The 25,776-nt window shown below is 30.9% G+C and carries 24 protein-coding genes and 1 tRNA gene; 3 read left to right on the forward strand and 22 right to left on the reverse strand.

Annotated features, from left to right (window positions below; genetic code table 11):
- The 7 genes from L8V79_RS06670 to L8V79_RS06700 all read right to left on the reverse strand — a co-directional run.
- Window positions 1-449: hypothetical protein (locus tag L8V79_RS06670; protein ID WP_263702991.1), on the reverse strand; the 449-nt coding region annotated here is incomplete at its 3' end.
- A 59-nt stretch (window positions 450-508) separates the two neighbouring features.
- Entirely contained in the window at window positions 509-2,680 is a 2,172-nt protein-coding gene (locus L8V79_RS06675; RefSeq protein WP_263702993.1) for a galactosyltransferase-related protein, read from the reverse strand.
- Window positions 2,677-3,633, reverse strand: coding sequence for a KpsF/GutQ family sugar-phosphate isomerase (locus tag L8V79_RS06680; protein WP_412175185.1), 957 nt, complete (start codon window positions 3,631-3,633; stop codon window positions 2,677-2,679). The genes L8V79_RS06675 and L8V79_RS06680 overlap by 4 nt, the downstream gene beginning before the upstream one ends.
- An 8-nt stretch (window positions 3,634-3,641) precedes the next feature.
- The gene (locus L8V79_RS06685) at window positions 3,642-5,300 is read right to left on the reverse strand and encodes a polysaccharide biosynthesis/export family protein (protein ID WP_263702995.1); all 1,659 of its coding nucleotides are present in this window, start codon (window positions 5,298-5,300) and stop codon (window positions 3,642-3,644) included.
- A complete protein-coding gene (locus L8V79_RS06690; RefSeq protein ID WP_263702997.1) occupies window positions 5,300-6,415 on the reverse strand; it encodes a capsule biosynthesis protein in 1,116 nt (371 codons plus the stop codon). The genes L8V79_RS06685 and L8V79_RS06690 overlap by 1 nt, the downstream gene beginning before the upstream one ends.
- Complete coding sequence (locus L8V79_RS06695; RefSeq protein WP_263681948.1) at window positions 6,405-7,076, reverse strand: ABC transporter ATP-binding protein; 672 nt, start codon at window positions 7,074-7,076, stop codon at window positions 6,405-6,407. The genes L8V79_RS06690 and L8V79_RS06695 overlap by 11 nt, the downstream gene beginning before the upstream one ends.
- Window positions 7,073-7,849 (reverse strand): ABC transporter permease, encoded by a 777-nt coding sequence (locus L8V79_RS06700; protein WP_263695535.1) that lies wholly within the window; start codon window positions 7,847-7,849, stop codon window positions 7,073-7,075. The genes L8V79_RS06695 and L8V79_RS06700 overlap by 4 nt, the downstream gene beginning before the upstream one ends.
- An 81-nt stretch (window positions 7,850-7,930) precedes the next feature.
- Between L8V79_RS06700 and L8V79_RS06705 the strand changes: the two genes are divergently transcribed.
- Window positions 7,931-8,728 carry a ferritin-like domain-containing protein gene (locus L8V79_RS06705; protein WP_263695536.1) on the forward strand — a complete coding sequence of 266 codons (798 nt, stop codon included), beginning with the start codon at window positions 7,931-7,933 and terminating at the stop codon, window positions 8,726-8,728.
- A gap of 1 nt (window position 8,729) precedes the next feature.
- On the opposite strand, the gene L8V79_RS06710 is transcribed toward L8V79_RS06705, so the two are convergent.
- The 4 genes from L8V79_RS06710 to acpP all read right to left on the reverse strand — a co-directional run bounded on the left by L8V79_RS06710 (window position 8,730) and on the right by acpP (window position 11,285).
- Window positions 8,730-8,805: transfer RNA gene (locus L8V79_RS06710), tRNA-Phe, on the reverse strand.
- Window positions 8,806-8,873: 68 nt separating this feature from the next.
- Window positions 8,874-9,809 carry an acetyl-CoA carboxylase carboxyltransferase subunit alpha gene (locus L8V79_RS06715; protein WP_087700711.1) on the reverse strand — a complete coding sequence of 312 codons (936 nt, stop codon included), beginning with the start codon at window positions 9,807-9,809 and terminating at the stop codon, window positions 8,874-8,876.
- Window position 9,810: 1 nt separating this feature from the next.
- Window positions 9,811-11,025, reverse strand: coding sequence for a beta-ketoacyl-ACP synthase II (locus L8V79_RS06720; RefSeq protein ID WP_263695537.1), 1,215 nt, complete (start codon window positions 11,023-11,025; stop codon window positions 9,811-9,813).
- A 26-nt stretch (window positions 11,026-11,051) separates the two neighbouring features.
- Window positions 11,052-11,285, reverse strand: coding sequence for an acyl carrier protein (gene acpP, locus L8V79_RS06725; RefSeq protein ID WP_039617517.1), 234 nt, complete (start codon window positions 11,283-11,285; stop codon window positions 11,052-11,054).
- A 145-nt stretch (window positions 11,286-11,430) separates the two neighbouring features.
- On the opposite strand from acpP, the gene tenA reads away from it, so the two are divergent.
- Window positions 11,431-12,096, forward strand: a complete 666-nt coding sequence (gene tenA, locus L8V79_RS06730) for a thiaminase II (protein WP_258108715.1) — start codon at window positions 11,431-11,433, stop codon at window positions 12,094-12,096.
- Window positions 12,097-12,111: 15 nt separating this feature from the next.
- On the opposite strand, the gene feoB is transcribed toward tenA, so the two are convergent.
- The 7 genes from feoB to L8V79_RS06765 all read right to left on the reverse strand — a co-directional run bounded on the left by feoB (window position 12,112) and on the right by L8V79_RS06765 (window position 20,161).
- Window positions 12,112-14,136, reverse strand: coding sequence for a ferrous iron transport protein B (gene feoB, locus L8V79_RS06735; RefSeq protein ID WP_263702999.1), 2,025 nt, complete (start codon window positions 14,134-14,136; stop codon window positions 12,112-12,114).
- Window positions 14,136-14,363 (reverse strand): FeoA family protein, encoded by a 228-nt coding sequence (locus L8V79_RS06740; protein ID WP_240379420.1) that lies wholly within the window; start codon window positions 14,361-14,363, stop codon window positions 14,136-14,138. The genes feoB and L8V79_RS06740 overlap by 1 nt, the downstream gene beginning before the upstream one ends.
- Before the next feature lie 94 nt (window positions 14,364-14,457).
- A complete protein-coding gene (locus L8V79_RS06745; protein ID WP_263703001.1) occupies window positions 14,458-15,798 on the reverse strand; it encodes an MmgE/PrpD family protein in 1,341 nt (446 codons plus the stop codon).
- Between the two features lie 6 nt (window positions 15,799-15,804).
- A complete protein-coding gene (purB, locus tag L8V79_RS06750) occupies window positions 15,805-17,169 on the reverse strand; it encodes an adenylosuccinate lyase (protein WP_263703003.1) in 1,365 nt (454 codons plus the stop codon).
- 3 nt (window positions 17,170-17,172) lie between these two features.
- The gene (locus tag L8V79_RS06755) at window positions 17,173-18,342 is read right to left on the reverse strand and encodes a trans-sulfuration enzyme family protein (RefSeq protein WP_263703004.1); all 1,170 of its coding nucleotides are present in this window, start codon (window positions 18,340-18,342) and stop codon (window positions 17,173-17,175) included.
- Between the two features lie 13 nt (window positions 18,343-18,355).
- Complete coding sequence (gene dcuC, locus L8V79_RS06760) at window positions 18,356-19,795, reverse strand: C4-dicarboxylate transporter DcuC (protein WP_263682644.1); 1,440 nt, start codon at window positions 19,793-19,795, stop codon at window positions 18,356-18,358.
- A 3-nt stretch (window positions 19,796-19,798) separates the two neighbouring features.
- Window positions 19,799-20,161 carry a Rid family detoxifying hydrolase gene (locus tag L8V79_RS06765; RefSeq protein ID WP_012661024.1) on the reverse strand — a complete coding sequence of 121 codons (363 nt, stop codon included), beginning with the start codon at window positions 20,159-20,161 and terminating at the stop codon, window positions 19,799-19,801.
- A gap of 167 nt (window positions 20,162-20,328) precedes the next feature.
- Here L8V79_RS06765 and L8V79_RS06770 point away from each other — a divergent pair, with 167 nt between their 5' ends.
- The gene (locus tag L8V79_RS06770; protein ID WP_039617503.1) at window positions 20,329-21,003 is read left to right on the forward strand and encodes a YheO-like PAS sensor domain-containing protein; all 675 of its coding nucleotides are present in this window, start codon (window positions 20,329-20,331) and stop codon (window positions 21,001-21,003) included.
- Between the two features lies 1 nt (window position 21,004).
- Here the strand turns inward: L8V79_RS06770 and L8V79_RS06775 are convergent, their stop codons facing one another.
- From L8V79_RS06775 to L8V79_RS06790, 4 genes are read right to left on the reverse strand one after another with little or no spacing between them, the layout of a single operon-like run.
- Window positions 21,005-22,336 carry an anaerobic C4-dicarboxylate transporter family protein gene (locus L8V79_RS06775; RefSeq protein WP_263703010.1) on the reverse strand — a complete coding sequence of 444 codons (1,332 nt, stop codon included), beginning with the start codon at window positions 22,334-22,336 and terminating at the stop codon, window positions 21,005-21,007.
- A complete protein-coding gene (gene argH, locus L8V79_RS06780; RefSeq protein WP_263703013.1) occupies window positions 22,336-23,739 on the reverse strand; it encodes an argininosuccinate lyase in 1,404 nt (467 codons plus the stop codon). Before argH ends, L8V79_RS06775 begins: the two co-directional genes overlap by 1 nt.
- 60 nt (window positions 23,740-23,799) lie before the next feature.
- Window positions 23,800-24,270, reverse strand: coding sequence for an ankyrin repeat domain-containing protein (locus tag L8V79_RS06785; RefSeq protein ID WP_263703014.1), 471 nt, complete (start codon window positions 24,268-24,270; stop codon window positions 23,800-23,802).
- Between the two features lie 52 nt (window positions 24,271-24,322).
- A complete protein-coding gene (locus L8V79_RS06790) occupies window positions 24,323-25,747 on the reverse strand; it encodes a catalase (protein WP_263703016.1) in 1,425 nt (474 codons plus the stop codon).
- Window positions 25,748-25,776: the final 29 nt, after the last annotated feature.

Raw genomic sequence — 25,776 nt, forward strand, 5'->3', positions numbered from 1 at the left:
TTATTCTCTTGAGTTAATTTGTTATTCTCTTGAGTTAATTTGTTATTCTTGGTCTGATATATATTATTAATTTTTTGTAAGTCTTTAATAAAAAAAACTATAATTTTATTGAATATTTTAAAAGAAATTTTTTCAAATGCAACTAAGTTATTAGTTTCTGCAAATAAGTTTATCTCTGATTTCTTTTCATTAAAAATACTAATACTAGATATACATACAAATACCTTAATGATACTATTTTTTTCATTGATAATATTTTTATCATACAAGCAATTTTCTATAATACAAATATCGCCGTGTTTTAATTCATTGATATTTTCTATTTTATTAAAAACAACATTACTTTTTAATGCTAATTTTAAATACTTTTCTAATTTTTCATAAAAAATAGTATTTAAAAATCCTTTTTTTTTATGTTCTAAACAAAAAACATCATTTATTTTAATCAATTTATTTAATTGAAATAATATTTTTTTAAATTTTATCATTTTAAATATCATAAGCACACTTAAATCCCAAACCATCTGTATTTTGTTTTTTCTATATAATCAATAAAAAATTTTCTTGGATTATACACTAACTTTCTAAAAAGCTTATAAAATCTAGTATGCATAATTCTTAATTTTATAAAATCTGGAAAAATCAGATTAAATACTTTTATCATGATACCCGTATGATCAATTTCATTAATATATGGTTTATAAATTAAGGACTTTAAATTATAATGAGTTTTATTTATATTTTTAACATTTAAATAATTCTTTAAACCAATATTAATACAATAATATTTCGTTTCATATACTTTAGAATAAATTCTGTTATTTTTTTGAACTACTTTATACTTAGATTTTCCAAAACTATACACATTGTTTTTAAGATAATACACAAACCTTATAACTTTTTCATAATCAACACTTAAATCACTTTTCAAATACTTTAATAATTCATCTTTACTTAGTGCTTGATAATTAACTCCATTGATAGCATAAAAAGCAAATGCACAATTAATACAAGGCTTATTCATCATCATAGCATAAACCCCCACGCCAGAATTTAAAGTCAACACTACATCACACATATCAAGTAAATCAATAATATTTATATCATCTTCTGTAAAAATTAGTGAATCATAACTCATTTTATCAATTTTACAAGTTAAAGGGTGTTTTTTAATTAAAAAAACATGACTATGTTTTAGTTGTTTTGCCACTTCATTGATAATCTTCAAAAAGTTATTATACTCAAAAGGTGTATAAGTAAAATATTTTACTACTGTATCGTTTTCAACCTGCAAGGGAACAAAAACTATTTTTTTATCTTTTATGTTTAATTTGCTTTTTAATTTTTCAGGATTTCTTTTTCCCTGTTTTTCTAAGAAGTTGTCTCCATTTAAAATTTTATTTATATATTTCTTGCATTCAGCAATTTCATCTATGGTTAAGTTTTTATTCCAATTTTCTTCTTTATAAGTAGAAGAATCATAATTAAATCCTTTGGTGTCAAAAAACCAGCTATCTGGCAAAGCACCTCTATCATAACAAATAAATTTAAGATTATTATTTTTCACAAATTCATAAATAATTAACCTCTTTTCATTACCATATGGGTTTGGAAATAATACACATTCAATATGATTTTCTTGAATGAAGTTTAAAAATTTATTGCTATTAAATTCGTCTTCATTGAAGAAAAAATTTTCACTTTTGCTTTGTATTTTACCAAGATAAACACTCACATCTTTTATTGAATTAAGTATCAATTTATCATTATTACATAACAATAAAATATTTTTATTTATCACTATCTTATCTTGAAGTGGAGGTATACTATAATCTTTTAAATTTTTTAAATTATTATAAAATTTTCTATGATTTTGAAATCTATTCCCCATGTAGTTATTTTGATTTGGCTCATCATGATAAAAATGATACATATAAACACCATGAAAACTCGCCTCATAACCAAGCAAAGAAAACCAAGCTCTAAAGCCTTTAAATTCTTTTATATTCCAACTTCCCTCATCGTAACATAACTTTTTTGGCATTTTTTCAAAAGAAATTGTTTCAAATAACAATCTTGCGTAAAAATCATGATCTTCATAACTATGACCTATAAATGCTTCATTATTTCCACCTAAAGATAGAAATTTATGTTTATTTAAAACTAAAGAACTAGAGCTTAAAGAAAAATACTTAATCCACTCTCTTTTTCCATTAATTAAATCATTTTTAATCAAACTATCCCATAAATCTTTTTCTTGTGTGCAAATAAACTCACTGCCTTCCTTACTAAGATAAATAACAGGAAGCACTAAAAAATCATTAATATTTTGTGAGATATTTTTTATATCTATAAGTTGTAAAATTAACTCAAGAGTTCTCGTAGAAAAATAACAATCCACATCTAAAAACATCACTACATCTGAATTTGCAAAAGATGCACCAAGATTACGGCATTTTCCTTGGGAGAAAAAATCTTTTTGACTTTCGTCTTTAAGATAAATAAGTCCATTTTCTTCGATAACACGCTTTAAATCATTTTCTAAAGAAGAATATCCTTCAACAAATATATATTCAACTCTATCATCGCTTTTAAACTCGCATGCTTTTTGACTAACACGATCTTTTATATAAATTCTTTCTTTACTTAAACCAAAAGGAATAATAATAGAAAGTTTCACACATTTCCTATCGCATAAAGTTGTATAATACCTATTATTTTTTCATCTTGAGCGACAACTATTTCTTTGATTTTGTGTTTTAGCATAAGCTCTTCTGCCTCACTTGCCATAGCACTTGCTTCTATGGTTTTTGGACTATCGCTCATGATTTCTTTAGCTTTAAAATCAAATCTTGGCTTATCGTTTGCCCTTAAAGCTCTTCTTAAATCACCATCTGTGATGATCCCAACTAGCTTTTCATTCTCAAGCACTATGCAAAGTCCTAACTTACCACTAGTCATCACATCAACTAGCTCATTAAATTCACACTCAGGACTTACTATAGGTAGATTATTTGATACCATCAAATCACTCACCCTAGTTAAAAGCTTTCTACCCAAGCTTCCCCCTGGATGAAATAAAGCAAAATCATCAGGCTTAAATTTCCTTGCTTTCATTAAAGCCACTGCTATAGCATCACCCATCGCTAAGGTAGCCGTAGTAGATGAAGTTGGAGCAAGCTGAAGTGGGCAAGCTTCTTTTTTTACTGCTATATTTATAAAAATATCTGCTTGTTTAGCTAAAGTAGAGTTTTGATTTCCTGCCATGACAATTAAAGGAATTTTTCTTTTTTTAATCACTGGTATGAGTTTTAAAACCTCTTCAGTTTCTCCTGAATTTGAAATAGCTAAAAGCACATCCTCACTTGTGAGCATACCAAGATCTCCATGCAATGCTTCACCCGGATGCATAAAAAAGCTTGGAGTGCCTGTGCTAGCTAAGGTTGCAGCTATCTTAGCTCCTATATGACCTGATTTGCCCATGCCACTTACAACACACCTGCCTTTAATAGATAAAATCAACTCAACAGCTTTATTAAAACCTTCATCTAAGTTATTACATAAATCTAAAATCGTTTTTGATTCTATCTCAAAAACTTCTTTGGCTATTTTAATCGCATCTATTTGGTTCATCTAAATTCCTATATATTTAACACTACATTAGTTGCAATAGCTATTTGATATAAAATTTGTGTTAGCATGCTAAAGATTTGTAAATTTTGACTATCTACTTTTGGTAAAACTAAAATAGAATCTCCTGCTTTGATATCCGCTGAGCTTCTACCGCTGTATTTAGTTGCTTTACCATTAGCATTGATTACCAAAACTCTTGATATATCAGCTCTATCGCTAAAACCACCTGCTAGGTTGATATAATATCTTAATTTTTCTTTATCCATATATACAAATGCACCTGGTATAGAAACTTCACCTTGAACTAAAACAAGATTATTTTTACTAGGTACATTTACCACATCACCTTCTTCTAATACTATAGAATTATACGCTTTGACATTATCTATAACGATTTGTCCTTTTGGTTGGGCTTGCTTTGCACGCGCAATAAATTCTAAAATCGTCTTAGCTTGAGTAGCTCTAATGCTAGCTTGCTCAGCATTAACTGAAGAACTTGTTAGAGCTAGCGTCTCAAGCTCTTTAAGCTGGGCTTCAATAAGTTGTTTTTGAGTAGCTGCTACACTTTTTCTAAAAACTTGCAAGGCATTGATGTTTGATTGATCATTAACTGTAATCATTTTAGCAAGTTCAGCTAAAGTTGTGCCTTTTTTTACTACCACAGAGTGCAAACCGCTATGCTCACCTTCTATGCTAATACTAATATTTTGTGCAGTATAATCAGGTCTAAATTCTATCTCATCGCCGTTATATAATTTCACACCCAAAAACTGCTTTTTACTGTAAGCATCTACATGTAATTTATGATCATCTCTATAGCTTTTTACCACAGCATTAGTAACTATAGGTTTAGCTCCTGCAACTTTAGCTATATCTTCTAAATTTAAAATATCATTACTGAGTTCAAATCTAAAAGGTTTTTGTACATCTCCTTCTACAAAAACATACTTTTGCACACTACCCACTAAGATCACATCACCCATTCTAAAAGGAAAAAGATCAAGTTGGCCTTTAAATAAAAAGTCATATAAATCTATCTTTTTAATGACTTTATTATCTCTTAAAATTTGAATATCTCTAAAACTACCATATTCTAAATTAATACCGCTTGCTTTATCTAAATACTGTATAATAGAATCTGAACTTAATCCTTGATAAAGACCTGGTTGGTTCACATTTCCTGTGACGAATACTGATACATTTTGATAAATATCCATATCCGCATATACATAGACATTGCTTTTATAAATTTTATTAATAGCTTTTGTGATAACTTGCACCAAAGCACTATTTTTCACACCCAAAAGATTAATTGCCCCTACTTTTGGTATGAAAATATTTCCTTGAGAATCTACTGTTAAAGTTTGTATAAACTCTACTGCACCCCAAATTTTTACATTAATCCTATCTCCCACTGCTAGTTTATAATCAGGATTGTAAACATGTTGGGTAAATTTAGTAAAATTACCATTAAACAAATGCGCACCAAAAACTTTAGCTATCGGAGCTTGAGTTTGGTTAAAATCACTTTGGTTGTTATCATAATTTATAATTTGTGACTCTAAAGATGGAGCTAATGGCTGATTTTGAATTTTTGCAATTTGAGAAACATCTACCGCTGAAAATAAAAACAAAGGTAAAAGTAAAAATAAAAATATCTTTTTCATTAGTATCTATGCTCCTCTATAATCATTTTAATAAATTTAACAATTCCGTAAATCAAAGATAAAATCATAAAAGCCGTGAGTATATTATACAAAGCTTCTGGGTATTTAGCACTTTGAGGTAAACTTGGACTTTGCACTATAACCACTTGTTTTATCTTTCTTAAAGCTTCTATCCTAGCACTCTCATAAGCTTTTAATGCAGCTGTGTAAGCACTTTCTGCAAAACCTGCTTCTATAGTTAGATCTTGAAATTTAGCTGCAAGATCATTAAGCTTTTGAGAGGATTTTGGAGATGAAACTTTGGATTTTTCTTTTTGAAGTTGTTTTTTCAATGCATCTATTTCACTTTTTATAGTGACAATTTGCGGTGCATTATCATTTATATAACTTTGCATCATCAAAAGTTCAGCTTCTTTAGCTGCTATTTTTGATTCAAGTTCAGCTATGAGTTTTAGCGTACCTTCTGCTTGTTTGAGTGGATCAAATACTCCATATTTATTTTGAAAAGCTAAAAGCTCATCTTTAGCCTTTTGATATCTTTTTTTAAACTGCAAAAGCTCTTCTTCGGCAAATTGCATTTGATCTCTTGCAGCCTTGTGTGAAATTTCATTGATAAATTTTTCACTTTCTTTAACTATAGTTGAAGCTATCAAATGTGCACTTTGTGGATCAAAACCTTCAACTTCTACACGCAAAAGCCCATTGGCTGAGTTTTCTTGAATAATCTTAACACGGTTTTGATAATACTTTAAAAAATCCTCTTGGTCAGCCGATGAAGAAATACTATAAAAAAAATCAAGTTTTTGTTTTTGATATAACTCGCGAATTTGAATTTTTTCTTCTAAGATATTTAACATATCTAAAGAATGAATATATGATTTTAAGAAGGTTATATCCTCGCTTGAAAAAGAATTATTAGTTAAAAGTGCAGCAATGCCTGTAATAGCTCCGCTATCTCCTGTAGTTGATTTCACACTTAAAACACTTTCACTCACATAGCGATTTGCTGCTATAAAAACATAATAAAATACAACAAATGCCGTCAAAATCAATACTATTTTAAAAGAATTAAGTATCTTTAAATTTTTAAACTTTTTTAATAAATCATTTTGCATTTATTTTTCCTTGATACACCGCTATACCCTCATCTACATCATCATATATAGTAGCTTGTCCATCTTGCATAAATATAATTTTATCACACCATTGTTTAATTTCAGCTACATTATGTGAAACCATGATAACTTTTGACCTACTTAATTTTTCTTTATAGATTCTAGAGCTTTTTTCTCTAAATTTAGGATCTCCCACAGCACCTGCTTCATCAATCAAATAATAATCAAAATCAAATGCCATGCTTAAACCAAAAGATATCCTAGCACTCATGCCTGCTGAGTAAGTATTCATAGGCTCATCAAAAAATTTACCAAGCTCAGCAAAATCTTCCACAAATTTAATCTTTTCTTCTAAAGCTTTTCCTTTATAACCATATACTCTGGCCACAAAACGTGCATTGTCCCTTGCTGAAAGTCTATGTTGAAACGCACCTGCCAAACCCAAAGGCCAAGATAATTTTTTATTAGTGATAATCTTACCTCTATCAGGAAGCAAGGAACCACTTAAAAGTTTCATTAAAGTGGATTTTCCAGCACCATTGCGTCCCATTAAACCTATACTGCAATTTTCAGGGAATTCAAAACTTAAGTTTTTAAAAACATAATGCCTTCCACCATTGCGCAAAGGAAAAGATTTGGTTAAATTAACTAATTTTATCATCGTACCGCTATCAACTTTTCTCTAGTAAAATAATAAAAAAACAAACCCAAAAACAAAATCACACTTAAACATGCAATAGGGTAATAATAATTATAATCATCAAGCAATGGATAATTTTGAAAAAAATTATATTTTAAAAGTTCCATAATATGCAAAAGTGGATTGTAATATAAAATATCCAAAATAGGTTTTGGAACTATCCATATAGGAAATACCACCAAAGCTGTCCAGTATAAAACTATATTTAAATAATTTAATGCCATTTTTAAAGGCTCTGCAAAATGTCCTGCTATAGCAAAACACATTCCCATAGCAAAGCCAAATACCACAAGCAAAAAAAGTGAAAACATCACTTCTAAAAAATGTTTAGGTATAACTTGCATATGCAAAAACCAACCTGCTAAAAACATTACACAAATAAAAATAGTAAAATAAATACAAAACTCAAGCAATGCTCTTGCAATAAAAACATGTATAGGGCGAATAGGTTTATAAGCAAAAAGAGCTAGATTTGCACCTATGCCATTTAAAAGCTGAGTAATAATGCTTCTAAACATAAAAAAAGGTATAATCCCTACTGCTAGAAATAAAAAGATAGAAACACCCTCAGGCATGATTTGATGATGAAATTCTCTAATAGCTGCTATAATAGAAGTGATTGCCAAAACCACCATCATAGGTTCTCCGATCACCCAGAAATAGCCCAAATATTTATTAATACCAAATCTTGTCTTTAACTCTCTAAAAAAAAGAGCATGTATGACATTAAACATATTTTTAGCAAACCTTTTTAAATTTTCAAAATTTTTATATTATACTTTTTTATCTTATATAATATTTAACAAGGTTTAAAAATGAAAAGAAATTTCTTTGAAGAATTAGAAAAAATTTTATACCACAAAGATATTTTTAAAAAGATTGAATTATTTAATGAATTTTATGAAAATTTTAAATCTAATTTGTATGATTTTAATCATTCACATGAAGCGATCATTTGTAAAAACTCACAAGTTAAAATCCTTCATCCTATGAAAATAAGACGTCCAAAAGAAGCAAATAGTACTTTATCTTTAGCTAAAATCTTACATTCAGTTGCACATATAGAATATAGTGCTATAAATTTGGCCTTAGATGCTAGTTATAGATTTAAAAACTTGCCATTGAAATTTTATCAAGATTGGCTTGAGGTAGCTGATGAAGAAATTAAGCATTTTTTACTTTTAGAAAAAACTTTAAATGAACTTGGTTTTAAATATGGAGATTTCCATGCGCATGATAATCTTGAAAAAGCCTTATTCATAACCAAAGATAACCTTGCTCATAGAATGGGCATAGTTCATAGAGGACTTGAAGCAAAAGGACTTGATGCTAATCCTTTCGTCTTAGAAAAATTAAACACAACTAATCATCCTATAAAAAGTTTATTTGGTGAAATTTTTACCATTATATTAAATGATGAGATTAAACATGTAAATAAAGGGGATTTTTGGTGGAATTATGCAAAAAAAGAAAATGATAGTTATCTTGATCTTTGCACCAAATATAAAGAATTTAATCTTTTAGGAAAAGTATATAACAAAACAGCTAGAATTCAAGCAGGATTTAATGAAAGTGAACTTCAAGAATTAGATGATTTTTATAATAAAAAATGAATGGTGGTTAGAGGCAGAATCGAACTGCCGACACGCAGATTTTCAGTCTGCTGCTCTACCGACTGAGCTATCCAACCACTAAATTGAAGTTGTAATTATACAATAGTTTTTTTAAAAAAAGTTGAAATTTGCATAAAAATGCAAATTATTCAGAAAAAGCTCCAAATTTAAAGATTTTTTGCATTCTTAATGCAGCTAATTCACGTTTATCGTATTGTTCTAATTCTTCTATAGCTTTTAAGACATAATCACTTAAATTTTTAATCGCATTTTCTTTATCTCTATGAGCTCCACTCATTGGCTCTTCGATAACATCATCAATCAAACCTTGAGTTTTTAAATCATCAGCAGTTACTTTCATGGCTTTAGTAGCAGCTTCACTTTTTGATGGATCATTCCATAAAATAGCAGCACAACCCTCGGGTGAAATCACAGAAAAAACTGAATTTTTCATCATAGCAAGTTTATCAGCTACCCCTATGGCTAAAGCACCACCACTTCCACCTTCACCTATAACCACTGCTATAGTGATTGTTTTAAGAGCGCTTAATTCATATAAATTTCTAGCTATAGCCTCACTTTGACCACGCTCTTCAGCACCTACTCCTGGGTAAGCGCCCGGAGTATCTACTAAAAATAACACCGGTATGTCAAATTTTTCAGCCATTTTTGCCACTCTTAGAGCTTTTCTATAACCTTCAGGATGAGGCATACCAAAATTTCTATGAAGCTTATCTTTAGTACCTCTACCTTTTTGCTCACCTATAACAATAATTTTTTTACCACCTATATAGCCTGCATAACACACAATAGCAGGATCATCTCTAAAAGCACGATCGCCATGAATTTCATAAGCATCACTTAATATAGCTTGGATATAATCAAGCGCATAAGGACGATCAGGATGTCTTGCAAGCTGTAAGCGTTGGTAATCGCTTAAATTTTTATAAACTTTTTGGGTTTCTTTTTCAAGGTTTTTTTCTAAAATTTTTACTGCTTCATCATCGCCTTTGATTTTAGCATTTGCCAAATCCTCATCAATTTGCTGAATATTTTTTTCAAAATCTAAATAAGAAGCCATATTAATCTACTTTTTTGAAAATCACACAACCATTTGTTCCACCAAAACCAAAAGAATTGCTCATTACAACATTAATTTCGCTTTTTCTTGCAGTATTTGGTATATAGTCAAGATCACAGTTTTCATCTGCTACGATTTGATTGATAGTTGGCGGTAATATACCTTGATCAAGCGCCATTAAAGAAATAACAGCTTCAATAGCACCAGCAGCACCTAAGCAATGTCCTGTTTGACCTTTTGTAGAACTAACTAAAGGAATTTGATCTTTAAAAAGTTCTTTAATAGCTGCTGTTTCATTTTTATCATTTACCGGAGTAGAAGTTCCGTGCGCATTAATATAATCTACTTTTGGGTTTCCTGCCATTTTTAAAGCTTTTTTCATAGCACGCAATGGCCCTTCTAAAGTAGGCGAAGTGATATGATGTGCGTCCGCACTTTCGCCAAAACCTACTAACTCAGCATAAATTTTAGCTCCACGCTTTTTAGCAGCCTCATACTCTTCAAACACTAAAGCACCAGCACCCTCACCCATCACAAAACCATCTCTTTCTTTGTCAAATGGTCTTGAAGCCTTAGCTGGATCATCATTTCTAGTAGAAAGAGCTTTCATAGCAGCAAAACCACCTATACCCACAGCACAAATGGCTGCTTCAGCACCTACTACAAGCATTTTATCTGCATTGCCTAAAGCTATGCTTTTATAAGCTTCACCTATAGCATGAGTTCCTGCTGCACAAGCAGTCACGCATGAGATATTTGATCCTTGTAATCCATGCTCGATAGAAATAATCCCACCAAGCATATTAACTAAAGCTGATGGTATGAAAAAAGGAGTAATTTTACGTGGTCCACGCTGTGCGCAAGTAACGGAATTTTTTTCTATATTTGGTAAACCACCTATACCAGCTGCTGAAACTACACCAAATTCTTCTTTGTTTAAAGTTTCATCAAATTTAGCATCTTCCATAGCTTCTCTTGCTGCTTTAATGCCAAGTTGTATAAAACGATCTATTTTTTTAACCTCTTTAGCATCACAGACACTTAAAGGATCAAAATTTTTTACTTCAGCAGCAATTTGCACTGGAAAATCAGTGGTATCAAAAAGAGTGATTTTATCAACACCACTTTTGCCATCACAAATTGCTTTAAACGAGCTATCTTTGTCTAAGCCAAGGGCATTGATCATTCCTATACCTGTTACTACAACGCGTTTCAAACCGCACTCCTTATTAAAAATTAAAATTATTTTTGAAGATTTTCTATATAATTAACAACATCTTCGATTTTTACTAGTTTTTCAGCATCGCTGTCTGGAATTTCTACATCAAATTTTTCTTCTAAAGCCATAACTAATTCAACAACATCTAAAGAATCTGCACCTAAATCTTCAATGATTTTAGATTCCATTTTAACTGCATCTTCATCAACACTAAGTTGCTCAACAACTACTTTTTTTACATCATCAAAAATTGCCATTTTTATCTCCTAGTTTAAAAAATTAAACCACATTTTACAATAAAAAAATAAATTTCTTGTTTAAAAAGTTAAAAATTAAAGATTATTACGAAAAATTTAATTATCTGTGTTTAAATAAAAGCTTAAATTTTAGCAAAGGAAATTAATGCTTTTGGATAAACTTATAAATGAAAATAAAAAGACTTGGGATCAATACATCCATCATGAATTTGTAAAAAAACTTCAAAATGGCACTTTAGAAAAAGATGTATTTTTGTTTTATCTTAAACAAGATTATATCTTTTTAAACAATTACGCAAAATGCTATGCCCTGCTTGCTTTAAATGCAAATAATGCTAAAGAAATTCAATTTGCCATTAAAAATCAAAACTACACTTTAGAAGGAGAATTAGAGCTTCATAGAAGTATTTTAAAACTAGGCATTGATGTAGAAAAACTAGACTATAAAGATGAAAGTTTAACTAATATTGCTTATACAAGATATTTACTAAGTGTGGGGCAAAATGGAGATTATTTAGATATGCTGTGTGCTTTGAGTGCTTGTGCTATAGGTTATGCATACATAGGAGAAGAAATTTATAAAGAACTTAATAAACAAAGCTTAGAAAATCATCCTTACAAAGAGTGGATTTTAACCTATGCGGGTAAAGAATTTCAAGATGAAATCAAAGAATTTAAGGACTTTTTTAATTCTTATGCAAATAGCATTAGTGAAGAAAAATTTAAAAAATTAAACGAAATTTTTTATACTACCATAAGGCTTGAAACAGCCTTTTGGCAACACTCTTTAGAGCAAAAAATGGAAATTTAATCATCATAAAGATGATTAAATTATCAATTTAGCAATATTAATCCCTACAAAAGCAACCAAATACGCACATAAAGATGTAAATATAAAAAGATACCATGCATATTTTTTATTTCCCGCTTCTTTAGCAAAAACTATAGTTGCTGCAAAACAAGGATTATAAATCATAACAAAAAGTATAAAAGCTACTGCTGTGCTAAAAGGAATGTTTTCTTTTATAGCCTCTTGTAAATTTAAACTTGCCTCATCAACTTCATCACCTAAAGAATAAAGCACACCCATAGTAGAAATCATCACTTCTTTAGCCGCTAAACCACTTACCAAAGACACGCTAAGTTTCCAATCAAAGCCAAGTGGTGCAAAAATAGGCTCTATTGCTTTACCAAATTGTCCAAGATAACTATTTTCTATCTGAAGTTCTTGAGTTAAAGCATTTTGAGTATTATTTTCTTGTACAGGAAAATTACTCGCAAACCAAATAAGCAAAGAAGCTATCAAAATAAATGTTCCTGCTTTTTTTAAATACATTTTGGCTTTATTAAACACCATAAACCATACCAAATTCCAATTTGGCATTCTATATTTTGGCATTTCCATTACAAAGGGTTCATCTTGTCCTCTAAAAGCACTCATTCTTAAAATCTTAGCTGCAATCAAACCCAAAAACGCACTCAAAAGATAAATCCCAAAAAGATAATTTCCTGCCACATCAGCAGGAAAAAACACTCCAACAAAAAGCACATATACAGGAAGCCTTGCACCACAACTCATAAAATTAATAATAAAAAGAGTTAATAATCTATCTTTTTTATTTTTTAAAGTTCTTGTTGCCATAAATGCAGGTACTGAACAGCCAAAACCCGTGATTAAAGGGATGAAACTTTTGCCATGTAAGCCAAATTTATATAAAATTCCATCTAATAAAAACGCAACCCTAGCCATATATCCAGTTGTTTCAAGCAAGGCTATACCAAAAAATAAAATCATAATATTTGGTAAAAAAGTCACAACCGCACCAACCCCACCTAAAACACCATCAGCTAAGGCTGAAGCGATAAATTCATTGCTAATATTATTTTTTACCATATCACCTAAATTAGCAAAAAACATTTCTATATAATCCATAGGGATTTGACCTAAAGTAAAGGTTAGTTGAAATAAAGCCCACATAAAAAACAAAAATATAGGAATTCCTAAAAATTTATTGATTAAAATAGAATCTATTTCTTTGGTATGATTTTTATACTTAACACCCTTACTTAAAACTTTAGCACATATACCATTTGCAAAAGCAATCAACTCTTCTTTAAAAATACTTTCCATATCTTTGCTATGATATGCCATATAAATTTTTTCTAAAGCTTCATCAAGTATTTTTCTCAAAGCGTGCGAAATGACTATATTAGCTTCTTTTTTAAGCAAAGCTATCGCTAAATCTTTTGTAGAAAAATCTAAATAAGTAATTTCATTTTGATTTAAAAAATCACTTATTTTTGCAAGTTCTTCTTCTATAATATCACTATAAACACGCTCTTTGGCTTCAAATTTAGCTTCATGGGTTGAAATGATTAAATCCAAAAGTGCATTTAGATTTTCTTTAGTTTTAGCACACACGCCAAGACAAGGTGTATTTAGAAGTTGGGATAAAATTTTAAAATCTATACTAAAACCTTCATTTTTAGCTTCATCTTGCATATTTAAAGCCATAATCATTTTGATTTTAGCTTCTATTAAAGATGCACTCAAAATCAAATTACGCTCTAAATTTGTAGAATCAAGCACATTTACTACAAGATCAAATTTACCCTTTTTTAAAAAATCTTTTGTAATTTTTTCTTCTTCGCTATAACCATCTAATGCATAAGTTCCTGGTAAATCTATAAATTTAAACTCATAATTCTTATAAATTAATCTAGCCTCAGCTTTTTCAACCGTAACACCGCTAAAATTGCCAACTTTCATATTAGCTTTGCAAAGTGCGTTAATTAATAAACTTTTACCAACATTTGGCTGACCTACTAAAGCAATGATGATTTTTTTCATTAAAACTCTTTTGAAATTTGTATTATTTTTGCTTCACTTGAACGTAAAATCACGCAAGTTGTATCAAGTTCTACCATGATAGTAGAATTTGCTATAGAAGAGCGAATTTTTTTAACTTTTTTGTTTTTTGCAAAACCAAAGCTAAAAAGTCTTGCTTGGAGTTGTTTATCTGCTTCAAAGCCTACTATAATAGCTTCTTCATTATCTTTTAATGCATCTAAAGTCATGTTTTTCCTTACAAAAACTAAGATAAAACATTATATAAAAAATTAAATTAATTTATTTTTTAAAATAATAAGCAATCTCAAAAAAATGAGATTGCTAGAAATCAAAATCATTTAGATTTTCTAAATTTTGAAGCTTTTTGACTAATTCCTCAGCCTTTTCTAAAGAAAGTGCTATACTAGCATTAGAAAGAAATTTATCTTTTAATTCATCAAAACTTAAAGGATTATCAAAATTTCCTTTGTTAACCAGTACATCTTTTTTAATTACTCTTCCATCATTTAAAACAGCTTCTAAATGTCCTGGAAAGTATTTAGGGAAACCACTAGATTTTTTCTTTTCATAGCTAATTTTTTTAGCAAATTCTATTAGTTCAGCTCTATTTAAATTTTCATAAGATTTTAAAGTAATTTTGCCATCAAAAAATGCCAAAGCCATTAAAAAAGGCATGGAAAATTTGGCAGCATAAGCACTTTGTGGAGTGTATTTTGCTTCTATTGGATCACAGATAAATGAAATTGGCACCTCATCTACAAAACAATGCAAACTTTTGATATCTTGTGCTTTTAAGCCATCATTTCTTAAACTCATAGCACAATCAATAAGCCCATGTGCAAAATGACAACTTGGATAAGGTTTTAATGAAACTTGCATTACTTGCCAAATTTCATTCAAGCCCTTACAAAGTTCATTTTTATCACACTCATCTTCTAAGCCAAAAGTTCTAAAAATATTATCCCTTCCTTCAAATATACTCAAAGGACCACTCATATTAGCTTTTGCAAAATTTGCTACTAAAATTCCATTTTTCAAAGCATTAGCTATGTGTAAAACTTTAGAATTAGAACCATTAGATAAAAACTCATTTACCCCACTTGCAAAACTTCCTGCTAAACCTAGCGCATTGATGATTTGTTCTTTGTTTAAATCAAGTAAAACACAACTTGCAGCTACACTACCAAAAATTCCTGCTATAGCTGTAGTATGAAAGCCGCGTTTATGGAAACTTCCTTTGCTTGCTATACCCACTCTAGCAGCAATTTCCCAACCAACAATAAAAGCTTTTAAAACTTTTTTTCCATCTTTACTTACGCTAAATCCATAAGTTAAACAAAGTGGAGTTAAAATAGCACTAGCGTGCAAAATAGCTTCAGTATGAGTATCATCAAAATCAAGGGCATGTGCTGCAATAGCATTTACCATCGCAGCATAAATTACATCAAGCTTTTTATCCCCACTCCAAATTTTTTTACTAGGATTTACGCTTAAAGTTTCAAAAGCCTTAGTTGCATTTAAAACACAAGCTTCATTTTTAGCAGCTAGAGCTGTTCCTAGTGCATCAAGCATAAGATCTTTTGCTCTTTGCTTTACTTCACTAGGAATAGCTTCATAGTCTAAATTTACGATAAATTCGGCTAGTTTTTCACTTAAATACATTTTTTCCTACTTTAGAATTGGCGCATTAGCGATTTTTTCTAAGAACTCATCAACTAATTTTGGTGCATAACCTACATAAGTTGTAGCATCCATTAAAACATCAATATCTTTTTCACTTAAAACCTTGCTCACACGCTCATCTTCAAGTAAAACTTCTTTGAAAGTTTTATGATTTTCTATGCCTCTCATAGCATTTTCATAAACAATTTCATGTGCATGTTGCTTACCATAATGATCACTCAAAGCAAACATCACACGTTCTGCTAATACAAAACCATTAAGCGTATCAAGATTTTTTAACATTTTGTCTTCTTTAACTTCTAAATCATCAAAGACAAATTTCATATTTGCCAATACCACTGAAAGCATTAAAAACGCTTCTGGCAAAAGCTTCCATTCCATTTTCCAAACTTGACCATCTCTTTCATGCTCATGTCTTTCTATATCGCTTAAAATTGCAATATTGGCTCTTAGGGCATTACTTACAGTCACTGCATTTTCACTTACTGCAGGATTTCTTTTATGAGGCATAGTAGAACTTCCTACTTGACCTTTTCCAAAAGGCTCAGCAATTTCATCGATTTCATTATGAGCTAAGATTAAAAGCTGATGTGCGATTTTGTTAAAGGTTGCATTGATATTACCTAAAACATAACCAAGCTCGATAAAACGATCTCTTGCTGGTTGCCATGAGATATCAGGAACTTCTAAACCTAAGCTTTCTAAAGTAAGTTTTTCTACTTCATTAGCCTTGTCACTTAAACTTGCTTTAGTTCCCACTGCACCTACGATTAATCCTACATATAATCTTTTTTCAAGTTCAATAATTCTTTCATAGTGACGATTAAGCTCACTAAGCCAAATTGCAACTTTGTGTCCAAAAGTTATAGGTAAAGCTTGTAAAGCTAAGGTTCTTCCCATCATTGCAGTGTTTTTATGCTCTTTTGCGATTTTTGCTAAATTTTTAGCTATATCTTTTAAATCTTGCTTGATTAAAGTCATAGCTTCTTTAAATTGTAAAACTATACCTGTATCAATGATATCTTGCGTTGTTACACCAAAATGTACATATTCACCAAGACCATTTTCACAAGCTTTTTCCAAACCTCTAACAGTAGGTACTAAAGGGTGTTTAGTCTTTTTAAACTCAGCAAAAATAAAATCCATATCCATAAATTTATAATGCGCTTTTTTAGCTATTTCTACAGCTGCTTCATTAGGGATAATGCCAAGTTTTGCTTGAGCTTTTGCCAGGGCAGCTTCTACATCAAGCCATTTTTGAATTCTATTTTCTTCACTAAAAATAGCTCTCATTGCAGGGGTACTCCAAGAATCTTGAAGCAACCTCATATCAAATACACTCACACCCATGTTTTATCCTTTAAAATTTATTTTTTCAAATGCTTGTTTTAAATCAGCAATCAAATCCTTACTATCTTCAAGACCTATATGAAATCTCACAAAAGGTCCCCTAGCACTCCAATCTGTTGCCGTTCTTGGTGGAGTAGTAACAGTAGCTAAACTCTCATATCCACCCCAGCTTGCACCGATTGAAAAATACTCTAAATTATCTACAAACTCAATGGCTTGTTCTTTTGAAATACCATCTGCAAATTCAATCGTTACCATACCATTAGCACCTTTATGATCGCGCATAAAAACTTCATGGTTTGGATGAGTTTTTAATTTTGGATAAAAGATTGTTTTAACTTCTTTTCTGCTTTGTAAAAACTCTACTACCTTATCTGCACTTTTTTCATGCGCTTTCATTCTTACATCTAAAGTTCTCATACCACGAAGCACTAAATAAGCATCATCAGGACTTGTAGTAAACCCTAAAGCTTCTGGCAATTTGTCAAAATTTTTCCATTCTTTTTCATTAATCACTACTATACCCATGGTTACATCTGAATGCCCACTTAAGTACTTAGTCGCTGCAATAACTGAAATATCCACTCCAAGCTCAAGCGGATTTAAAAAATACCCGCTTGAATAAGTATTATCAATCGCTACTGGTATGTTGTGTTTGTGCGCAATTTCACAAAGTTTTGGCAAATCTATGATTTCATAAAGTATAGAACCTGGGCTTTCACAAAGGATTAATTTTGTGTTTGTTTTGATTTTTTCTTCTACATCAGAAGCATCAGCTTTTAAAAAGTCAATTTCTACACCCATTTTAGTTAAAAATAAATCACAAATTGTTCTAACAGGTCCATAAATAGCATCAGTGATTAAAAAATGAGCATCTTTGCTAGCATAATTTAAAAGCACCATAGCTAGCGCTGCAAGTCCTGTTGGGAAAAGTTGCGCTCTATGGCCTCCTTCAAGCGCACAAATTAGTTTTTCAAGTTCAAAATTTGTAGCCGTTCCTCTAGCACCATAACTTAAAACACGATCTGTTTTTCTTAGCTCGCGGTATTTTTGCCAAGTTGCATGATCTTTAAAAAGTATAGTTGATGCACGCATTAAGGTTGGATTAACTGATCTTACTTCGGCATTTTGATCGCCTCTTCCTAGATGGATTAATTTAGTTTTGTTGTTCATTTTGTACTCCTTTTTATAGATAAATATAAGTCATAATCACATTAACAATAGCAGCTACAAGCATAGGTATAGCCGTTCTTTTTACAACTTGTAATGGATTTACTTTAGCCATAGCTGAAATTGCCAAAATAGCAGGTGCAATAGGTGAAACACATCTACCAAAACCTGTCATGATTTGAATAGGTGCTATCATAGCTATGGTATCAACGCCAAAAGATTTTGCTATATTTGGGATAAGTGGCGCAAAAGAGAAAAATGCTGCATTTCCTGAACCCATTAAAAATGCACATACAGCAAGCAAAATAGAAACTGCTATAATAATAGCAAGCACTCCAAAACCTGCATCTTTTGCAAAACCTATTAAAGTATCCACAAAGCCAACTGATAAAAGTCCGCTTGCAAAAACTTGTCCACAAACGATCAAAGAAACCGTGATTACAAACAAATGCCCCATACCTTTGAAAAATACCATAATAGAATTTAAAGTATCAATCAAACTTCTATAACGAATGATTTCAAAAATAATCGCTATAAAGGTTGAAATCATCATAGCAACTGGTACATTCATTCTAATAGCAGTAGATGAAGCTGCTTTAACCTCTTCCATAGTGGTAAGCCCCATTAGCACCATAATGCTATCTAAAACACTACTAAAGCCCAAAATCAATACTAAAGGTATAATAGGTAAAATCGCATAAATTCTAGGTGGCTTTTTAAGCTCTTCACTTTTGCCATCATGTTCTGCTAATTCTTTTTCAACATCATCACGATTAAATGTGAAATTTTCTTTTTTATCAAAATATTTTGAGCAAAAATAAATCGCAATACCTACTGCTATGATAATAGGCACAGTTGTAGGAAGCTGATAATGCACAAAATATACCGCAGGATCAATTTCAGCTGTTTTTGCAGCCAAAATCACATTACCACTACCTGGGCCATGGTCAATGTATTGACAAATAGCAATAATTGAAAGTGCAGAAAGCTTAGAAACGCCTGAGCGCACTAAAATAGGATACATTGTAACCATAAGCAAAAGTGCTAAACCTGCATGTGAAGGTATAAAAAGCACTAAAAACTGGATTACAAAATATGAAACTAGCAATAAAATATAAGGTGATTTTACTGCCTTTAAAGGTCTTTCAAATACTTTAAATAAAGCATAGCTTGCACCTACATGATCCATATAAGCAGAAAATCCTGCTATACACATTAAAGTAAGTCCAAGCCCTGCTAGAGTACTTGACATTTTGGTATTTACTACTTGGAAAATATCAAAAAGACCTAAATGCAAAGATTGCTTTTCACTAATAATAGGAGAAAGTCCAAAAATTCCTGCTAAAGCTAGCAAGAATAAACCACTTAAAAGCAACGCCATATGAGCGTTGATTTTTTTATAGAGCATAAATACAAGTAAAAATACAGAACATCCTGCAAAAAATAAACCCAACATGCTCTATCCTTTATGAGCAATAACCTCTATCTCCACTTTAGCACCCTTAGGAAGATCTTTTACCGCAAAAGCACTTCTTGCAGGATATGGAGCTGCGAAAAATTCAGAATAAACCTCATTGAAAGCCACAAAATCATCAATATTTGCTAAAAAGCAAGTTGTTTTAACTACATTATTAAAATAAAGATTATTTTCTTCTAATATAGCCTTAATATTTAACAATGATTGTCTTGTTTGTTCTTTTACATCTTCACTTTCTATATTTCCACTTTCTGGATTAATAGGAAGTTGTCCTGAAATAAATAACAAACCATTAGCTTCTCTATAAGCTGAATATGGTCCTATAGCCTTTGGATAATTTGCCATGTATACTCCTTGTGTTTAAATGAAATCATAATATAATATTATCATCATAATAATAAATTGTCAATATTTTTTTATCATAATAATAATTTTTTTTATTGTTATAATTATTAACAACTTTGATGAAAATATTATGTAAAATAACAAAAAACAACAAAAAGGTCTAGATCATGGATGAGCAACAAAAAGAATTATTTATCAAACTTACTCAGTTTTTAGGACAGGTGCTTGGGGATCAATATGAAATAGTTTTTCATGTGATTGCACCTGAGGGTTCATATATTGCAGCCATTGCAAATAACCACATTAGTGGAAGAACCATTAATTCTCCATTAACTTCTTTTGCAAGTGAGCTTGTACAAGAAAAAGAGTATTTAAACAAAGATTTTTTATGTGATTATAAAGCAAAGGTTGGAAAGTCTAAGATCGTTACTGGATCAACTTTTTTCATTAAAAATCAAAATAAAATCGTGGGAATTTTATGTATAAATCACGATACCACAGAGCTTAGAAATGCTATTAGTAAAATCATAGAACTTGAAAAAATCAATGATTTTAGTGATTTGTTAGATATTCATAATCAAAACAATGTAAATTTACACAATGTGAGTAATATAGAAACACTTAGTCATTCTATAGAAGATATTTTAGCTGAGAACATAGACTTAAAATATTTAAATTCAGGATATAGCTTAAGCACTGAGCAAAAAGATGAAATTATTAAAAAGCTTCATTCAAAAGGAATTTTTAACATTAAAGGAAGCATACCTATAGTTGCTAAGTCGCTTAATATATCAGAACCTAGCGTCTATAGATATTTACAAAAACTTAAAAACAATCTCTAAGCTAAAATACAAGCTTAGAGATAAAATAACCTGCAATAGTCGCACTAATAATCAAAACAAAACCTGGTCTTAAATAAGAGTGATTGATCACAAATTTACCTATTTTTGTTGTACCTGTTCTATCAAAAGCCACACATGCTATTTGATTAGCTCCTGGGACTATAAAATCTCCACTCACACAAGGATAAAGCACAATAAGAATTTGAGGAGGAATTCCCAAACTCACACCCAAAGGCATCAAAGCAGCTACTGTTGCTGAAGGAGAAAAAATCACCATAGAAAAGGCAAATAAAGCCACACCAAATAAATACGGATAATCCTCTACAATATGCGATAAAGAATCACTAAATAAAGGCTTATAAGCTTCAAAAAATGTTCCTGTCATCCAAGCTATACCAAAAACCCCTACAACTCCTATAAGTCCTGATCTAAATACCGAAGCTTCACCAAGCTTATTAGCAGGAACTTTAGCAAAAAGCATAATCAAACAAGCCGTTGCAAGCATGATCATTTGGATTAAATTTGGAGTAGAAAGTCTTTCTATTTTGCCATTTGCAAGCTCATAATGAGGCAATAAATTTGTAAAAGTACCAAAGAAAATAATAGTTAAAATCCCTAAAGCAAAAATATACAAAGATCTTCTAGCCATAGGATCATGTTCGCTATCTTTATTTTGCAAATCTTCACTTAAAAAATGATATTCTCCTGCTCTTACTCTTTTTTGAAATTCCTCATCTTGCTCAAGCTCTTTTCCTCTTTTTAAAACACTCAAACAAGCAAGAAACACACCTATAAAAAAGGCTGGCAAACTTACCATTAAAATTTGCACTATTGTTGTACCACTAAAAGCTAAAACAGCCACCATAGCAGCAGTAGCTGCACTCATAGGTGAAGCTATAACACCAATGCCTGCTGCTACAACTGAAACTGAAAGCGCTCTTTCGGGGCGAATTTTAGCATCAGCTGCCACTTCAGCAATCACTGGATAAACAGAAAAAGCCACATAGGTAGTACCGCAAAAAATCGTAAAAGTAGAGCTAATCAAAGGTCCCATAAAAACAATAGCTTGAGGTTTTTTCTTTAGAATTTTCTCTGCTATTTTTACTAGTAAATCAAGCCCACCTGCGCTTTGTAAAACACTCACACAAGTAATCACAGCAAGTATAATAAACACAACACTCACAGGAAGTGAAGCTGGTTGCATACCAAAGACCAAAACCAAAATGCACATACCAAGCCCACCTGCAACCCCAAGTCCTATACCGCCATATCTACCACCTATGGCTATCATTGAAAAAATGATGAAAAATTCTAATAAAAAAATAACATCCATTAATCTTGTGCCTTATATTGCTCCAAAAGCTCTTTTGCATGTTTAATTTGCTCTAATACTACTTTAGTTCCTGTACCACCATAAGATACTCTTGCGTCTATACAAGTTTCTAAAGCAATTGCCTCATAAATATCTTCTTGGATATTTTCATTAAATTGATAAAATTCCTCCATGCTAAGTTCTTCAAGCATTTTTCCATGCTTAATACAATAGTTCACAGCCCCACCAACTATGCTATGAGCTTCTCTAAATGGTATATTTTTTCTTACTAAATAATCAGCCATATCCGTAGCATTTGAAAAACCTTTTGCAGCAGCTGCTCTTGTATTATTAGCATTTACTTGCATTTTTTCTATCATAGGAGTTATGATTTTCAAACTTGCCATTAAAGTATCCATAGAATCATAAACTTGAGCCTTATCTTCACTCATGTCAGTATTATAAGCTAGTGGAATACCTTTCATAATAGTTAGCATTGCCATAACATTGCCATACATTCTACCTGTCTTACCACGCATTTTTTCAGCTACATCAGGATTTTTCTTTTGAGGCATTATGCTTGAGCCTGTGCAAAAATCATCACTTAATTCTATAAATTTAAAATCTTGACTTGAAAAAAGTATAAGCTCTTCACAAAAACGACTAAGGTGCATAAAGCACATTGCAGCCACAGAAGTAAATTCAACCATATGATCTCTATCACTAACGCTATCAATGCTATTTTCTGTTGGTTTTGCAAAACCTAATTCTTTGGCACAAAAATGTCTGTCTATATTAAATGTGGTTCCACCAAGCGCAGCTGCTCCTAAAGGACACTCATCCATTCTTTTATATAAATCTTCAAAACGAGAATAATCCCTACTTAACATCCAAAAATACGCCATGATCCAATGTGAAAAAAGCACCGGTTGACCGGTTTGTAAATGTGTATAACCTGGCATAATAGCTTTGATATTTTTTTGAGCTTGATTGATGATTTCTTCTTGCAAAGCAATAATTTGAATTAAAATTTCTTTAATAACGGCTCTCATATGCATTTTTGAATCAAGCGTAGTTTGATCATTTCTACTTCTTGCAGTGTGAAGCTTTCCACCTACTGGGCCTACAATTTGTGTCATTCTTTTTTCTACAGCCATATGAATATCCTCATCAGCTATATCAAAAACAAAGGTTCCATTTTGAATTTCTTCTCTAACTTGCTCTAAACCCTTGATGATAGTTTTTGCTTCATCTTCTTTTATAATGCCTTGTTTTGCAAGCATAGTACAATGAATTATACTTCCTTGTATATCAAAAGGAGCAAGTCTTGGCTCAACTAATAATGAAGCGGTGTATTCTTCAACTAATTTATTTGTAGGTAAATCAAAACGTCCACCCCATAATTTCTCTGCTTTTTGTGACATATTTATCCTTCTATTTACAAATAAAAGGATAATTTTATAATTTTTATTTTTTCAAAGAGTTTAACTTTTCTTTCTTTTAAAAATTTTCAACACAGCAAAAGCTATTTTTTTAAGAAAACTTTTTTTAGAATGCTTTGTTAAAAATTCTACTAGATCTCTATGCCCAAACATTAGTGCAAAAGTAAAAGGTGTCATACCAAGACCGTTGTTTTCATCAATATTTGCCCCATATTCTACCAAAAGCTTACACATAGGCAAATACCCTTTAAAACACACCCCTGCTAATGGAGTTTGCCCTCTATCATTTTTCTCATCTACTCTAGCATTATTTTCTAGTAAAAACTTAGCGCATTCATAAGCATTGTGATAACTTGCAAGCATTAAGAGACTATCGCCTTTGTGATTTTTTAAATTCACACTCAAACCTGCTTCTATCATAATCTTTAAATTTTGCAAATCATTTTTTCTTGCGTAATCAAAAGCCATAGTACAAAGTTCTTGAATTCTTTTTTCTTCTTCATTGCTAAACATATTTTTCCTTTTATAATCTTTAGTTTGCCACTTTTAAAGTGGCAAGTAAAAATTACATTTTCAAAGCTTTTTTAACGCCATTTGCATATTCACTTGAAATTTTTTCAAAATGACTTAATGCTCTAGCAATAATTTTTTCATCAACCCCGCTCATAGAAGTAGCGATATTTTTAAATAATTGCTCTTTTTGATCTTGGTTCATTATATCAAACAAGGCTCTTGGTTGAGTATAAAAATCATCATCAAGTGGAGTATATCTTTGCGCACCACCTTCAAGTACTAAGTCAGGCTCAAGATAGCTTTTATCTTCTTTTGGACTATCATCATAACTATTTGGCTCATAGTAAGCTGCACCATTTTTATAAGTGTCAAAATTCATAGCTCCTGCTACATTATAAGTATTTACTTCACTTTTTGCACGATTAACTGGCAATAAATGATAATTTGTTCCTATGCGGTATCTGTGTGCATCAGGATAAGAAAAGATTCTAGCTTGCAACATTTTATCAGGACTAAAACCAATACCAGGAACGATATTGCTTGGACTAAATGCAGCTTGTTCTACTTCATTAAAGTAATTTTGTACATTTTTATTAAGTACTAATTCGCCTACTTCTATTAAAGGCACAATACTATGTGGCCAAACTTTAGTTAAATCAAAAGGATTAAAACCTAGTTTTTCTGCTTCATCTTCTTTTAAAACTTGAATTTGGAAAGTCCATTTTGGAAAATCTCCTTTTTCAATAGCCTCATATAAATCTCTTTGATGACTTTCTCTATCATTTGCTATTAAATTTGCCGCTTCTTCGTTAGTTAAATTTTTAATACCTTGCTTGGTTTTAAAATGAAATTTCACCCAAAATCTTTCATTTTTATCATTAATTAAACTATAAGTGTGACTTCCAAAACCATGCATATGACGATAACTTGCAGGAATTCCCCTATCGCTCATTAAAATAGTAACCTGGTGTAAGCTTTCAGGACAAAGGCTCCAAAAATCCCATGCAGCATTATTACTTCTTAAATGAGTTCTTGGATCTCTTTTTTGAGTATGGATAAAATCAGGAAATTTATATGCATCTCTTATAAAAAATGTCGGAGTATTATTACCTACTAAATCCCAATTTCCTTCTTTGGTATAAAATTTAATCGCAAAACCCCTTACATCTCTTTCTGCATCAGCTGCACCTGCTTCACCTGCAACGGTTGAAAATCTTATAAATAAAGGCGTGTTTTCTCCAAGCTGTAAAACTTTTGCTTTAGTATATTGAGAAATATCTTTAGTAATTTTAAGTTCTCCATAAGCACCACTTCCTTTTGCATGTACTGTTCTTTCTGGAATTCTTTCTCTATTTTGATGAGCAAGTTTTTCAAGCAAAATATAATCTTGCATTAAGAGTGGACCTTTAGCACCTGCACTTAGAGAATTTTGATTATCAGCTATGATATTTCCAAAATCATTTGTTAGTTTTTTCATTGTGTCTCCTTTTTAAATAATAATTTTTA

It is taken from the genome of Campylobacter sp. IFREMER_LSEM_CL2194, from assembly GCF_025771685.1.
Taxonomy (GTDB): domain Bacteria; phylum Campylobacterota; class Campylobacteria; order Campylobacterales; family Campylobacteraceae; genus Campylobacter_D.